We start from the raw sequence: 13,317 nt of genomic DNA, 5'->3' as shown, positions 1-13,317 counted from the left end.
ATGCGTGAGAGCCGAGTGGACCGGAGCCTGTGGGGCTGGGTGGTCCTGCTGGGCTTCGCCGGCCAGCTGGCGTGGACGGTCGAGAACATGTACCTCAACGTGTTCGTCTACGACACGATCACCGACTCCCCGACGGCCCTGGCGGTGCTGGTCGCGAGCAGCGCTCTCGCGGCGACCGTCGCCACGCTGCTCGCCGGTGCCGCCTCGGACCGCCGTGGGCGGCGGCGCGAGTTCATCGCGGTCGGCTACGTGCTGTGGGGTGCGTGCACCGCCGCGTTCGGGCTGGTCGACGTCGAGACCGCGGCCGCACTGGTCCCCGCGGCGGACGCCGTGATGCTCGCCCTGGTCGCTGTGATCGCGCTCGACTGCGTGATGAGCGTCCTGGGTGCCACCGCGAACGACGCCGCCTTCAACGCCTGGGTCACCGACTCCACCCACGAGGGCAACCGCGGCCGCGTCGACGGCGTGCTCGCGACGATGCCGCTGCTGGCCATGCTGGTGGTCTTCGGCGCCCTGGACCCGCTGACCAAGGGCGGGCACTGGCAGCTGTTCTTCTCCGTCGTCGGTGGCAGCACCGCCCTGGTCGGGCTGGTCGCGTGGTTCGGGCTGCGGGAGTCTCGGCAACCGCGGCCGGGCGGTGGCTACCTGGCCTCGGTGGTCCACGGCCTTCGACCGAGCACCGCGCGAGCCAACCCGCGGCTCTACCTGACCCTGGCGGCCTGGGCGGTGCTCGGCACCAGCACGCAGGTGTTCCTGCCGTTCCTGATCACCTACGTGCAGCGCTACCTCGACATCGACGGCTACGCGATCGTGCTCGCCTCGGTGCTGCTGGGCGCGGCCGTGGTGAGCATCCTCGGTGGGCGGGTGCTGGACCGGGTGGGTCCGTCGCGGGCGATCCTGCCCGTCGCCGGGGTGTACGCCGCCGGGCTGGTGCTGATGTTCCTCGCTCGCGGGATGGTGCCGGTCATCGGCGCGGGCATCGTGATGATGTCGGGCTTCATGCTCGGTGTCGCCGCGATCTCCGCGACCGTCCGCAACCTCACCCCGCCCGACCGTGCCGGCCAGGTGCAGGGCCTGCGGATGGTGTTCGCGATCCTCATTCCGATGGTGGTCGGGCCGTTCATCGGCGCCGCGGTGATCACCGGTGCCGACGAGACGTTCGTCGAGCTGGGCGTGACCAAGCAGGTGCCGACCCCGTGGATCTTCCTGGCGGCCGCGCTCGTGGTGGCGCTGATCGTCGTACCCGTGCGGCTGCTGCGTGCCCGCGAGCGCGAAGCTGTCGGGGTCTCCTCGTGATCACCACGTGGGGCGAGGCCCTCGACCCCGACGACGTGCTGGGGGAGTACCCGCGCCCGCAGCTGGTGCGTGAGTCCCACCTGAACCTCAACGGGCGGTGGGAGCACGCATTCACGAGCGCGGAGAGGACCGAGCGGCCGGGCCGGTGGGACGGCGAGATCGTGGTGCCGTTCTCCCCGGAGGCCCCGCTGTCGGGCGTGGGCCGGACGCTGCAGCCCGACGAGGCGTTGTGGTACCGGCGCAGCTTCACGATCCCCGACGGGTTCGCGCGTGCGCGGGTGCTGCTGCACTTCGGCGCGGTGGACCAGGACTGCGAGGTCTGGGTCGACGACACCAGCGTCGGTGGGCACCGCGGCGGCTATCTCCCGTTCACCCTCGACGTCACCGACGCGCTCGCCGGTGATGAGCACGTCGACGAGCACGAGCTGGTCGTGCGGGTCCGCGACGTCACCGACACCTCGTGGCGCAGTCGGGGCAAGCAGAAGCTCGAGCCCGGCGGCATCTGGTACACCCCGCAGTCGGGGATCTGGCAGACCGTGTGGCTGGAGTCGGTGCCGCAGCAGTGGGTGGACCGGCTGGTGCTCACCCCGGACCTGGCGACCGGCGAGGTCGAGGTGACCGTGGTGGCCGGTCCTGTGACCGGTGGTGCGGCCGGCCCGGCCGGGGATGCGCTGGTCACGGTGCGGGCGGGGGAGCGCGAGCTCGTCTCCGCCCGGGTCGCGGCCGGCGTACCGACGCGACTCGCTCTCGGTGAGGACGTCCGGCTGTGGTCACCGGAGGACCCGTTCCTCCACGACGTCGAGGTGCGCCTGGGTGGAGGGCCGGGGGAAGGGTTGGCCGAGGACCGGGTCACCAGCTACGTGGCGATGCGCTCCTTCGGAATCGGCCCCGACGAGCGCGGGCGCACCCGGCTGCTGCTCAACGGCCGGCCCTACCTGCACGCGGGACTGCTCGACCAGGGGTACTGGCCCGATGGTCTCTACACGGCGCCGTCCGACGAGGCGCTGGTCCACGACATCCGGGTCGCCAAGGAGCTCGGCTTCACGATGCTGCGCAAGCACATCAAGGTCGAGCCGCTGCGCTGGTACCACCACTGCGACCGGCTCGGCATGCTCGTGTGGCAGGACCTGGTCAACGGCGGCCGCAGCTATCACCATGCCGTGGTCACCGCGCCGGTGCTCACGCCGGTGCGGCTGCCGGACTCGCGGTACCGGCTGTTCGGCCGCCAGGACGCGGAGGGCAGGGCCGAGTTCCTCGGCGAGCTCGAGGACACGATCGAGCTGCTGGGCTCGGTGCCGAGCATCGCCGTGTGGGTGCCGTTCAACGAGGGCTGGGGACAGTTCGACGCCCGCGCGGTCGCCGAGCGCGTCAAGGACCTGGACCCGACCCGGGTCGTGGACCACGCCAGCGGCTGGCACGACCAGGGTGGCGGGGACCTGGTCAGTCGTCACCTCTACTTCCGGCGCTACCGGCTCTCGCGCCGGGACGCCGCGGACGCCCGCGCGGCGGTGCTCTCGGAGTACGGCGGCTACTCCCACCGGGTGCCCGGGCACGCGTGGAGCGAGAAGGAGTTCGGCTACCGCAAGTACGCCGACCGCGGGTCCTTCGAGCGCGCGTTCCTGCGGCTGCAGCACACCCAGGTCGGGCCGGCCGTCGACGAAGGGCTCGCCGGTTTCGTCTACACCCAGCTCGCCGACGTCGAAGAGGAGACCAACGGACTGATGACCTACGACCGACGAGAGCTCAAGGTGGACGCCGAGGCGGTGCGCACCTCCAACCGGCGGCTGCGCCAGCGCCACGACCACGCGGCCGGGGCAGCCGGGGCAGCAGACTCAGCCGCACCAGCGCTCCCGGTGCCGGTCCGGGAGCGGGAGCTCACCGAGCCGGTCTCGCTGACACTGCCCGACGGACGGCTCAACCCCGACGCGGTCGGCTGGACCAGGACGCCGCTGATCACCACCGACGGCATCGGCCGGGGCTGGTTCGGGCGCGGGCGCAACAAGCGCTGGGAGTACTGGGCGGTGACCACCCCGACGCACGTCGTCGCGCTGGTGCTCTCCGACATCGACTACGCGGCCGTGCACGGAATCTGGCTGCTCGACCGGACCACCGGCGAGGCGATCGCCCACGACGCGATCGGCGTCCTCGGCCGCAGTGCGACCCTGCCCGGCACGCTCGGCGCCGGCCCGGCGAGGTCACGCACCAAGCAGGTGCACATCGACATCGAGGAGGTCGACGGCGGCACCCGGCTGCGCGCGCACGGCGAGCGGGTGCGGATCGACGTGGTCGCGCACCGTCCGGAGGGCCACGAGTGCCTCGGCGTGGTGGTGCCGTGGACCGACCGGCTGTTCCAGTACACCGTCAAGGACGTCGCCCGGCCGGCCACCGGCACCGTGTGGGTCGACGGGGTCGCGGCCGACGTACCCGAGGGCGAGTCGTGGGCAACCCTGGACCACGGGCGCGGCCGGTGGCCCTACGACGTGCGCTGGAACTGGGGCGCGGGCTCCGGGCGCACCGACGGCCACGTCATCGGCATCCAGGTCGGCGGCAAGTGGACCGACGGCACCGGCTCGGTGGAGAACTCGCTGCTCGTCGACGGGCACCTGTCCAAGATCAGCGAGGAGCTCGTCTGGGACTACGACCCGGGCGACTGGATGGCACCGTGGCGGATCACCGGCGAGGGCGTCGACCTCACCTTCACGCCGTTCCACCTCAAGGACTCGGTCACCGACTTCAAGGTGTTCGCCTCCAAGACCCACCAGTGCTTCGGGCACTGGGCCGGCCGGGTGCGCGACGACACGGGGGAGTGGGTCCGCGTCGAGGACGTCGTCGGCTGGGCCGAGGACGTGCACAACCGTTGGTGACCCGGTTTCGCTGGTGACCCGGTCTCGCTGGTGACCCCTCCTGCCGTGCGGGCGAGCTGGCTGCGCTCAGGCCACCGGCTCGGACCGGAGCAGGGTGCGCTCGGCGCTGGTGAGCAGCACGGCCGCGATCGCGGCAGCGTCGAGACCGCGGCCGGAGTAGAGCGCGTCGAAGGTGCCGAACGAGGTGAGCATCCACAGCGTGTTCACTGCTTCCTCATCCGTGACGTCGGCGCGCAGGTGGCCCTGGCTGCGCAGGTCGGCGACCAGGCGGTGCAGGCCGCGCGTGCGAGCCTCATCGATGCGTGAGCGGGTCGCCTCCAGCGCGCCCGGGTCCGCGCCGACCGGCGCGAACATCACCGCGAAGATGTCGCGCTCGGCCGCGAAGACGTCGGTCCAGGCGGCGATCGCGCCGCGCAGGTGGACCAGGGCGTCGGGGTTGCGGACGGCCTCGACGAGCTGAGCCCAGCCGGCCTGCTCGAACAGGTGGTTGCCGAACTCCTCGAGCAGCCCGGCCCGGGACCCGAAGATCAGGTAGATCGAGGACCGGGAGACACCGGCCTCGGTGGCGATCTGGTCGATACTGGCCGCCTTCGACGGCGCCTCGCGCATGGTGCGGTGCAGCGCGGCGAGGACGTTCGTGCGGGTCACGTCGGCCGACTCGGCGCGCCGGGTCTGGTGGTAGGGGCGCGTGGACATCGCACCGATCCTCGCACTTGCCAGGATCGAACTTCAATGGACATACTGTCTAGCCAAATCCATTCAGATCCGAGGAGCCCCATGCCCGAGCAGCACACTCCCGTCCTGGTCGTCGGGTCCGGGCCGGCCGGACTCCTCACGGCGGCGCAGATCGCGGCCACCGGTGTCGAGGTCACCCTGGTGGACCGGCGCAGCGGCGAGTCGACCCTGCCGCGCGCCACGGCGGTCACCGTCCGGTCGATGGAGATCTTCCGGGGCTACGGGCTCGAGGAGAAGATGGTGGCCGGCTCGGTCCCGGTGGTGCCGTTCGGCCGCAAGGCGGCCTCGCTGCTCACCGACCCGGAGGAGATCGTGCCGGTCGGCTTCCCCGCTGACGCCGACTCGGCGGTGGCCAGCCCCTGCCAGATCCGGTGGATCCCCCAGGACCACGTGGAGCCGGTGCTGCGCGACCACCTGATGGGCTCGCCGTACGTCGACGTCCGCTACCACTGCGAGGTGGTCGACCTGCACCCCGGCGCCGACGGTGTCCGCGTCGTGCTGCGGGACCCCCGCACCGGGGTCGAGGACGAGATCGTCGCGCAGTACGTCGTCGCGGCCGACGGCGCGCACAGCGTGGTCCGCCAGCGGGCCGGGATCTCGATGGTCGGCGACGACGGGCTCGGCACCTACGACCTGGTCCACTTCCGGGCCCCGGTGCGGCGGTTGCCGGACGAGCCGCTGTACGGGCTGAACGTCATCACCGACCCGGAGGTCCAGGGGTGGCTGATCCCCTCGGGCGTGGGCGACCGCTGGTTCAGCGGCAGCATCGCCGCCAAGGACAAGCCGCTGCTCAGGGACCGGCCCGAGGACGCGATCGCGACGCTGCGGCGCAACACCGGGGACCCCGACCTCGAGCCCCGGATCGAGATGATCGGCAACTTCACCTTCGCCGCCCTGCTGGCCGACCGCTACCGCGCCGACCGGGTCTTCGTCGCCGGCGACGCCGCGCACCGGATGACGCCACGCGGCGGCATGGGTCTCAACACCGCGATCCACGACGGCCACGACCTGGGCTGGCGGCTTGGCTGGTTCCTGCGCGGCTGGGCGGGGGAGGACCTCCTGGACGGGTACGAGCGCGAGCGCCGCCCGGTCGGCGAGTGGAACGTGACCCGCTCCGCGAGCCTGACCGGCAGCCGGCTCGACCCGGCCATCGGGCTCTCCCGCGACCTCAACGGCCGGCTGCCGCACAGCTGGCTCACGCCGGACACCTCCACGGTGGACCTGGTGGGTCCGGGGCTGACCGTGCTGGTCGCCGGTGACCCGGCGCCCTGGGAGGCGGCGCCGGCGCAGGCCTGGCCGACGACCGTGCACGACGTTGGTCACGTCGGCCCCGAGCTCGGCCTGGCCGAGGGGGAGGCCCTGGTCACGCGACCCGACGGCAAGCCGGTGTGGCGCGGGACGGTCAGCACCAGCGCAGAGGCTGAAGCGATCTTCGCCACGGTCGTCGCCGACGGTCTGGCGCCGCTGTGCGGCGAGGTGCCGGTCCACGAGGTCGAGCCGGTCGGCTGACCAACGGCCCCAGCGGGGTGTCGGGGCGGGATGGTTCGGCGGGCCGCACAGGCTCCGCTCAGGTTCGCCCGTTAACGTCGCAGGCCTTGCCCCCCATCCAGAAGGTCGAACTCTTGACTCGTCGCGCCTCCCGCATTGCAGCCTCCCTGATCCCGTTCGCCCTGCTCGTTCCCCTCGCGGCGTGCGGCAGCTCCTCGACCGAGGAGAAGTCGTCCTCGGCAAAGAGCCAAGGGCTGGACGAGGTCTCCTTCACCGGCGACGTGGGGAAGAGCGTGAAGGCGAAGTGGGACACCAAGGTCGCCCTTCCGGACTCGACCAAGGTCACCACCCTGGAGAAGGGCGACGGCGACAAGATCGCCAAGGGCGATGCCGTCAGCACCTACCTGTGGGTCGGCAACGGCACCACCAAGAAGGAAGTCTTCAGCTACTACGACAACGGCGCCCCCGAGTCGCTGCCCAACACCGGGCAGCTCGGCACCGTGTTCGACCAGATCTTCGAGGACGCGACGTACGGCTCCCGGGTGGTCGCCGTGACCAACTCGACCGACCTGTTCGGGTCCCCGACGGCCGGCGCGCAGCTGGGGATCGGTGAGAAGGACGGCATCGTGCTCGTCGCCGACCTGGTGAAGAAGGCCCCGGTCGCGCCGACCCCCAAGGACGACAAGGTGCACGACGCGCCCGCCAGCGAGCTGCCGAAGGTCGTGGTCGAGAAGGGGAAGCCCGTGAGCTTCGACTGGGCCGGGATCGAGGAGCCGGCCCTGACCACCCCGGTCCAGCGCGTGGTGCTGAAGAAGGGCAAGGGCGCGGTGGTGAAGGCCACCGACACGGTCACGGTGAACTACTTCGGCATGACCTACAAGGGGGAGAGCCCCTTCGACGAGAGCTTCACCAAGGAGCCTTACACCAAGCCGCTGAGCGAGCTGGTCCGCGGCTGGAGCATCGGTCTGCCCGGTGTGAAGGTCGGCAGCCGCGTGCTGCTGCAGATGCCGCCCGCCTTCGGGTACGGCGCCGAGGGCAGCGCCCCGGCCATTCCCGGCAACGCGACCCTGTGGTTCGTGATCGACGTGGTCAAGACGGCGAAGTAGCCCGCCCGGCGGTGCCCCCGGGCGGGGGTGACCGGGGAGCTGGTGGCCAGGGCCTCGGGCTTCGGTCCCTCGACACGAGGCGCGTCAGACGGGCCATCGTTACGCTTCCGGTAAATGGTCAGTGTCCTCGCGCTCGTGATCCCGCTGGCTCTCGCGGGAGCTGTCAGCCCGGTCATGCTCACGGAGCAGACCGTTCTCCTGGCTGGGCGCGACGGCCGCCGCGTCGCGGGGTGCTACGCCATCGGGGTCGGCGGAACCTTGCTGGTGCTCCTGTCGGTCCTGGTGCTCTTCGGCCGTTCGATCGCCCTCCCCAAGGAGCCCCGGCTCAGCGACTCGCTCGACGTCGTCCTCGGCGTCCTTCTCGTACTCATCGCTGCCGTGCTGCGATACCGCCGGCCGCGTGACCCGAAGCCCAGGAAGTCGCGCGATCGCGGGCTCGACCCGGGCCAGGCGCTGGGCTTCGGCGTGTTCTCGATGGCGACGAACTTCACCACGTTGGCGGTGATGGTCCCCGTGGCCAAGGAGATCGCCGCCGGTGATCTCGACGTACCCGCCCGCCTGATCGTGGTCTGTGTCGTGGTCCTCGTGACAGCGCTGCCGGCATGGCTCCCGATTGCGATGACGCTGGTGGCGCCCGACCCCTCGCAACGCGCCCTGCAGGCTCTGGCCCACTTCATCGACAAGCGCGGTCGCCTGATGACGGTGCTGCTGCTGGCCGCGGGAGGACTCTTTCTGGTGGGCCGCGGCGTCGTGCACATCATCGGCGTCGAGGTGCCGTTCGCCGGCTAGTCGGGCTCGGGGGACACGGCCTGCTTGTCGGTCGAGCGGCGCACGTAGCCCAGCACCCGAAGCGGCTTGGTGGTCATCGACGCTCCGGCGTGGCCGCGGGCAAGGGTTGTCCACAGGCAGAGAACTTGTGTGGCCGAGTCTCGTATTTCGGGAGTAAGCAAGGGGTCATGCCGGTGGGGCTCTCGCGCATCTCGACGGTCGACCTGGTCGCTGACCTCGACCAGCAGCTGCGTGCCGTCGTACGCCGTGAGGGGGTCGATCCGCAGCTGGACGCGGGGCGGGTGCGCCGGCTGGCCGAGGACCTGGTGCGGGCTCACGACGAGCGGAGCCTGACCGGGGTCGTGGCTCCGGTGCCCGATCCGGCGGGTGTGGTCGGAGAGCTGGTGGCCAGGGTGTCCGGCTTCGGTCCGCTGCAGCGGTTCCTCGACGATCCACAGGTCGAGGAGGTGTGGATCAACGAGCCGAGCCGGGTGTTCATCGCGCGCAACGGTCGTCATGAGCTGACCAATGTGATCCTGACCCGGCAGGAGGTGCAGGACCTGGTCGAGCGGATGCTGAAGTCGAGCGGGCGGCGCATCGATCTCTCCCAGCCGTTCGTGGACGCGATGCTGCCGGCCGGGCACCGACTGCACGTGGTGCTGGAGGGGATCAGCCGCGAGTTCGCGGCCGTGAACATCCGCAAGTTCGTCCTCAAGGCGGCCCGGCTCGGCGACCTCGTCCAGCTTGGCTCCCTGCCTACGACTGCCGCGCGCTTCCTCGAGGCAGCGGTGCTGGCGGGCCAGAACATCGTGGTGGCCGGAGGGACCCAGGCCGGGAAGACCACCCTGCTCAACTGCCTCGCCGCAGCCATCCCGGGCGGGGACCGGATCGTGTCGGCCGAGGAGGTTTTCGAGCTCAGGTTCAGCCATCCCGACTGGGTCCCGATGCAGACGCGGCAGGCGGGGCTCGAGGGCACCGGCGAGGTCACGCTGCGCGACCTGGTCCGGGAGACCCTGCGGATGCGCCCGACCCGCATCATCGTGGGGGAGGTCCGCTCGGCGGAGTGCCTCGACCTGCTGCTCGCGCTCAACGCCGGGCTGCCCGGGATGGCGACCATCCACGCCAACAGTGCCCGCGAGGCACTGGTCAAGCTGTGCACGCTGCCACTGCTGGCCGGGGAGAACATCTCCGCCCGGTTCGTGGTGCCCACCGTGGCCAGCTCCGTCGACCTCGTCGTGCACCTCGGCCTCGACGGCGCCGGCGTACGACGGGTCAACGAGATCGTCGCCGTGCCCGGAAGGGTCGAGCACGACATCGTCGAGACCGAGCCAATCTTCGTGCGGCAGGACAGCGAGCTCGTGCACACCGGCGGGATGCCGACGCGGGTGGACACGTTCGAGCGGGCCGGGGTGGACGTGCACCGGATCCTGCGGGGAGGCGACTGATGGGTGCGGTCCTGGGGCTGGGCTTCGGGGTCGGCCTGCTGCTGATCTGGTCGGCCTTCCTGACCCCGGTGCCGGTCGCGCCACGAGCGCCACGGGCATCGCGGCTACGGCCGCTGCTGAGCAGCGCCGGCCTCGGCGACGTCAGTGTCGCTGGCTTCGTGGTGGTGTGTGGCGTGTGCGCCGCGGTGGCCGCCGCCGTCGTCCTGGTGGCGTCCAGGACCGTGCCGGTGGCGCTGGTGTTCGGCGTGATCGGTGGCTATCTGCCGGTGGCCGTCGTCAACGGGCGCGCCCGGCGTCGGCAGCAGGAGTTCGCCGAGGTGTGGCCCGAGGCCGTCGACAACCTCGCCTCCGCCGTCCGGGCCGGCATGTCGCTGCCTGAGGCGCTGGGGGCCTTGTCCGAGCGCGGTCCCGAACCGCTCCGCGCGGCCTTCGCCGGCTTCGCCCTCGACTACCAGGTCAGCGGCCGCTTTGCCGACGCGCTGGACCGGCTCAAGGAGCGCCTGTCCGACCCGGTGGGCGACCGGGTGGTGGAGAGCCTGCGGGTGGCGCGGGAGGTCGGCGGAGGTGACCTCGGCCGGTTGCTGCGCAGTCTCTCGGGGTTCCTGCGCGACGACGCGCGCACCCGTTCGGAGCTGCAGGCCCGGCAGGCCTGGACCGTGAACGGCGCTCGCCTCGCCGTCGCCGCTCCGTGGCTGGTGCTGTTGCTGATGTGCTTCCAGCCCGAGGTGATCCAGCGCTACTCCACCGGAGCGGGCGTGGCGGTCCTGGTCGGCGGGGCGGTGTTGTGCGCGGTCGCCTACCGGGCGATGGTCCGGATCGGACGGCTGCCGACCGAGCGACGGATCCTGGCATGACCGCGCTGGCCGGGGGAGCGCTCGGCGCCGCATTCGGCCTCGGTCTCTGGCTCGTCGTCGCGGCGGTGCTCGATGCGCGGCGTACCCAGCTGGCGGTGCGGGTGCTGCCGTACGTGCGGGACCTGCCCCGTCCCGCCTCGCTGCCGGTCCCCGTGGCTCCGGGCAACGCCTTCGTCGGTGTCTTCGGGCCGGCGCTCTTCGGTGCCGGACGCGTGGTGGAGCGGGTACTCGGTGGTGCCGCCTCGGTGCGTCGTCGGCTCGAGCGTGCGGGACTGGAGACCGACGTCGCCCAGTTCCGCGTCGAGCAGGTGATCTGGGGGCTCGTCGCCTTCACCGCCGTGGCGGTGCCGTCGGCCTTCATCGCCGCTGCGTCCCCGGAGCGCTCCGTGCCGTTGCTGGTCTTCTGCGCGATCGCGTTCGTCCTCGGCGTGCTGCTCCGGGAGAACAGGCTGACCGCGCAGGTCGAGCAGCGCGAGCGGCTGATCCTCCAGGAGTTCCCCACCGTGGCCGAGCTGCTGGCTCTCGCGGTGGCCGCGGGGGAGGGGCCGGTCGCGGCGTTGGACCGCGTCGTACGCCGCAGTCAGGGCGAGCTGTCCGCGGAGCTGGGGCGCGTCCTCGCGCAGGTGCGCACCGGTACGCCGATCACCCGCGCGTTCGACGACCTGGCGAGCAGGTCGGGGCTGGCGGTGGTCTCCCGTTTCGCCGAGGGCATCGCGATCGCGGTCGAGCGGGGGACCCCGCTCTCGGACGTGTTGCACGCGCAGGCCGGTGACGTCCGTGAGGCCGGACGCCGCGCACTGATCGAGTCCGGGGCGCGCCGCGAGGTCCTGATGATGGTCCCGGTCGTGTTCCTGGTGCTGCCGACGGTCGTGGTGTTCGCGTTCTGGCCGGGACTGGTGGGGCTGCGTCTCGTCGTCCCGTGAAGTGTTCGACCGAGAGGAGATCGAGATGAGACACCTGAGGCGACATCGTCGCCGAGACGAGCAAGGGGACGTCCCGGGGTGGGTGCTGATCACGGTGATGACCGCCGGGCTGGTGGCCGGGCTCTGGGCGATCGCCGGATCCCAGCTGGGCGCGATGCTGCGTGAAGCGCTCTCGTCGGTCACCGGCTGACCGGCACGTCCGCGACGAGCGGGGCGCGGCGGTGGTCGACTTCGTGCTCGTCGCCATGGTGCTGGTGCCGCTGGTGCTGGGGCTCCTGCAGGTCGGGCTGGTGATGCACGTGCGCAACACCCTGGCAGCCGCGGCGACCGAGGGCGCTCGCTACGGCGCGAACGTCGACCGCACGCCTGCCGACGGTGCCGCTCGCACCCGGGAGCAGGTACGTGGCGCCATCGCGGACCGCTTCGCGCACGACATCAGTGCTCGCCGTGAGTCCGCGGGCGGCGTACCGACCGTGGCGGTCACCGTGCGTGCCGAGGTGCCGCCCCTGGGGCTGTGGGGGCCGGGAGTGCATCTGTCGGTGACCGGTCACGGCGTCGAGGAGACAGTGCCGTGAGCCGGCGGGCGCGCGACGAGTCCGGTACGGCGCTGATCGAGTTCGTCTGGCTGGCCATCCTGCTGCTGGTGCCGCTGCTCTACATCGTCCTGGCGGCGTTCGACACTCAGCGCTCGGCATACGCCGCCTCCGCTGCAGCCCGGTCGGCGGGAAGGGCGTTCGTGACCGCGCCGGACCAGGCCACCGGCTATGCCCGTGCCCGGGCGGCGGTCAGGCTCGCGTACGGCGACCAGGGGCTCGACGTCGTGCCCGAGGTCCGGATCAGCTGCCGCCCAGACCCGGGCAACTGCCTCAGCCCGGGCTCGGTGGTGCGCGCCGAGATCCGCTCCGCCGTCGACCTGCCACTGATGCCGGCGGCCCTGGGGTCCAACACCCCGCACATCCGGGTCGACTCCGAGCACGAGGCGCCCTACGGCACCTTCCGGGAGGCCAGGCCGTGAAGGTCCGTGCCAGGGGACACGCGCCCAGGAGCGAACGGGGCTCGGTCACCCCGCTGATCATCGGGTTCACCGTCGTGGTGGCACTGCTGGTCGCGGTGGTGGTCGACGCCTCGGCCGCCTACCTGCGCCGCCAGGGGCTCAACTCCGCCGCTGACGCGGCGGCGCTGGCTGCAACAGACGGGATACAGGGGGAGGAGGTCTACACCCGCGGGTTGGGCCGCACTGCGCAGATCGACCCGGCGACCGCCCACCGCTACGTCGCGGAGTACTTCGCGAGCAGCGGGATCCGGCGCAGGTTCCCCGGACTGGGCTACTCCGTGGAGACGAGGGGCAACACCGTCCTGGTCAGGGTGGTCGCCCCCATGGACCTGCCGCTGCGCGTCCCCGGGGTGGGGTCGGACGTGACGGTCACCGGAGCCGCTGCGTCGGTGGTGGTGGTTTCCGAGTGACTGGAGGGGCTGGGAGCTACTTGAGGGACGAGGTGCGCGTCACATCGCCCCGATTTGCACGTTGGCCCGAGGGGCATTAATGTTCTTCTTGTTGGGCCGGAGTGAGCAAGACGCAGGACGCAAGACCGTCAGGTCAGCGGCCGGATCCGGACCAAAACCCCACATGGTTCACCTCAGCTGAGGTGGTTCGAGTGCGCGCAACTGCGGCCTCGGGACACTGAGGTCGGTGTTGTGTGTGCGGGGGGTGAGTGAGTCGGAGTCGATTTGACTGAGGCTGCTTCACCCGGTAAGTTTTAACAGGTTGCCCCCCAGAACGGCCGAGAGGCCTGACTGCGGTGCGCGCTTGATCCTTGAGAACTCAACAGTGTGCCAAA

The 13,317-nt window shown here is 71.4% G+C and carries 13 protein-coding genes; 12 read left to right on the top strand and 1 reads right to left on the bottom strand.

Features of this window, described 5'->3' with window-relative positions:
• Positions 1 to 1,296 (top strand): MFS transporter, encoded by a 1,296-nt coding sequence (locus AC4BGC_RS11145; protein ID WP_490555776.1) that lies wholly within the window; start codon positions 1 to 3, stop codon positions 1,294 to 1,296.
• On the top strand, positions 1,293 to 4,160 hold the full coding sequence (locus AC4BGC_RS11140) for a DUF2804 family protein (protein WP_490555773.1): 2,868 nt from the start codon (positions 1,293 to 1,295) through the stop codon (positions 4,158 to 4,160). Before AC4BGC_RS11145 ends, AC4BGC_RS11140 begins: the two co-directional genes overlap by 4 nt.
• 66 nt (positions 4,161 to 4,226) lie before the next feature.
• Here AC4BGC_RS11140 and AC4BGC_RS11135 read toward each other — a convergent pair whose 3' ends face one another.
• Positions 4,227 to 4,856: a TetR/AcrR family transcriptional regulator gene (locus tag AC4BGC_RS11135; RefSeq protein ID WP_490555771.1), complete on the bottom strand. Its 630-nt coding sequence runs from the start codon at positions 4,854 to 4,856 to the stop codon at positions 4,227 to 4,229.
• Positions 4,857 to 4,937: 81 nt separating this feature from the next.
• On the opposite strand from AC4BGC_RS11135, the gene AC4BGC_RS11130 reads away from it, so the two are divergent.
• The 10 genes from AC4BGC_RS11130 to AC4BGC_RS11085 all read left to right on the top strand — a co-directional run bounded on the left by AC4BGC_RS11130 (position 4,938) and on the right by AC4BGC_RS11085 (position 12,943).
• Positions 4,938 to 6,404 carry an FAD-dependent monooxygenase gene (locus tag AC4BGC_RS11130; protein ID WP_490555770.1) on the top strand — a complete coding sequence of 489 codons (1,467 nt, stop codon included), beginning with the start codon at positions 4,938 to 4,940 and terminating at the stop codon, positions 6,402 to 6,404.
• A 113-nt stretch (positions 6,405 to 6,517) separates the two neighbouring features.
• Positions 6,518 to 7,489 (top strand): FKBP-type peptidyl-prolyl cis-trans isomerase, encoded by a 972-nt coding sequence (locus AC4BGC_RS11125; protein ID WP_490555768.1) that lies wholly within the window; start codon positions 6,518 to 6,520, stop codon positions 7,487 to 7,489.
• Between the two features lie 114 nt (positions 7,490 to 7,603).
• Entirely contained in the window at positions 7,604 to 8,278 is a 675-nt protein-coding gene (locus AC4BGC_RS11120) for a GAP family protein (protein ID WP_490548422.1), read from the top strand.
• A 167-nt stretch (positions 8,279 to 8,445) separates the two neighbouring features.
• Positions 8,446 to 9,702, top strand: a complete 1,257-nt coding sequence (locus AC4BGC_RS11115; protein ID WP_490555767.1) for a TadA family conjugal transfer-associated ATPase — start codon at positions 8,446 to 8,448, stop codon at positions 9,700 to 9,702.
• Complete coding sequence (locus AC4BGC_RS11110) at positions 9,702 to 10,556, top strand: type II secretion system F family protein (RefSeq protein ID WP_490555765.1); 855 nt, start codon at positions 9,702 to 9,704, stop codon at positions 10,554 to 10,556. Before AC4BGC_RS11115 ends, AC4BGC_RS11110 begins: the two co-directional genes overlap by 1 nt.
• Positions 10,553 to 11,479: a type II secretion system F family protein gene (locus tag AC4BGC_RS11105; protein WP_490555764.1), complete on the top strand. Its 927-nt coding sequence runs from the start codon at positions 10,553 to 10,555 to the stop codon at positions 11,477 to 11,479. Before AC4BGC_RS11110 ends, AC4BGC_RS11105 begins: the two co-directional genes overlap by 4 nt.
• A 25-nt stretch (positions 11,480 to 11,504) precedes the next feature.
• Positions 11,505 to 11,669, top strand: coding sequence for a hypothetical protein (locus tag AC4BGC_RS11100; protein ID WP_490548426.1), 165 nt, complete (start codon positions 11,505 to 11,507; stop codon positions 11,667 to 11,669).
• Positions 11,641 to 12,054, top strand: coding sequence for a TadE/TadG family type IV pilus assembly protein (locus AC4BGC_RS11095; RefSeq protein ID WP_490548427.1), 414 nt, complete (start codon positions 11,641 to 11,643; stop codon positions 12,052 to 12,054). The genes AC4BGC_RS11100 and AC4BGC_RS11095 overlap by 29 nt, the downstream gene beginning before the upstream one ends.
• A complete protein-coding gene (locus AC4BGC_RS11090; RefSeq protein WP_490555763.1) occupies positions 12,051 to 12,494 on the top strand; it encodes a hypothetical protein in 444 nt (147 codons plus the stop codon). Before AC4BGC_RS11095 ends, AC4BGC_RS11090 begins: the two co-directional genes overlap by 4 nt.
• A complete protein-coding gene (locus tag AC4BGC_RS11085) occupies positions 12,491 to 12,943 on the top strand; it encodes a pilus assembly protein TadG-related protein (RefSeq protein WP_490555761.1) in 453 nt (150 codons plus the stop codon). The genes AC4BGC_RS11090 and AC4BGC_RS11085 overlap by 4 nt, the downstream gene beginning before the upstream one ends.
• Positions 12,944 to 13,317: the final 374 nt, after the last annotated feature.

It is taken from the genome of Nocardioides sp. Z38_18 (assembly GCF_058215695.1).
Note: the sequence above shows the minus strand (reverse complement) of the source record. Positions and strands in the feature narration are given on the sequence as shown.